The organism is Ligilactobacillus acidipiscis DSM 15836 (genome assembly GCF_001435755.1).
GTDB classification, from domain to species: domain Bacteria; phylum Bacillota; class Bacilli; order Lactobacillales; family Lactobacillaceae; genus Ligilactobacillus; species Ligilactobacillus acidipiscis.
Genome location: NZ_AZFI01000315.1, coordinates 1 through 857, shown reverse-complemented (window position 1 = coordinate 857; position 857 = coordinate 1). Strand labels below are relative to the sequence as shown.

The window sequence follows — 857 nt, the reverse complement described above, 5'->3', positions numbered from 1 at the left end:
CTGGAGAAGTAAGCAACACAAGTGGAAATGTAACGCAAATTTAACCAAAGTAAGCATCACATTTATATTAGACGCGTGCTGCACTAAGCTGTTGAAGATCAAAGCATGAAAAATGACGCCAACAAGGGGAAATGGCAAACTTAACTTGCACCTCAGACAGTCCTTTTGTACACTATGAGCGATACTGACAAATGAAATAAGAATGAAGCACCATAATTTAAGGAGTATGAAATGAAGAAAAAAACACCCGTCACTAAAAATGACGAATTAACCGCAACGATCACGGACTTGACGTACCAGGGCATGGGAGTTGCCAAGATCGACGGCTATCCATTGTTTGTTGCTGGCGCCTTACCAGGCGAGCAGGTCAAACTGCACGTTTTGAAGGCTGATAAGAAATATGGTTTTGCCAAAGCAATCGAGTATTTGACTACCAGCCCTGAGCGAGTTGCCGTTGGTAAAAAAGAACTCGTTCAAACGGGGATCGCGCCCTTGCAGCACTGGGCTTATCCAGCACAATTGAAATATAAGCGCAAATTAGTAGTCGATCTTTTACAAAAAGCACATTTGTCACACTTAGAAGTCGCTCAAACGGTGGGCATGGATGAACCACGCCACTATCGGAATAAAGCACAGGTCCCAGCACGCGAATACCAAGGCCAGCTGACGACTGGTTTTTTCCGTCGAGGCAGCCACAACTTTATCCCGCTTGAAGATTATGAGATTCAAGATCCGCGGATCGATGAAGTGATCCTCACAGTCCGCGATATTTTACGCGAATTCAACGTGCCAGCTTATAATGAGGAAAAACACACCGGTGTGATCCGTAACGTGATGGTTCGTCGTGGTCATTATAG

At 44.8% G+C, this 857-nt stretch carries 1 protein-coding gene; it reads left to right on the top strand.

Annotated elements, in window-relative coordinates:
• Window positions 1-231: 231 nt before the first annotated feature.
• Window positions 232-857, top strand: a 626-nt coding sequence (locus FC65_RS10880; protein ID WP_156408639.1) for a class I SAM-dependent RNA methyltransferase, incomplete at its 3' end; no start/stop codon positions are given.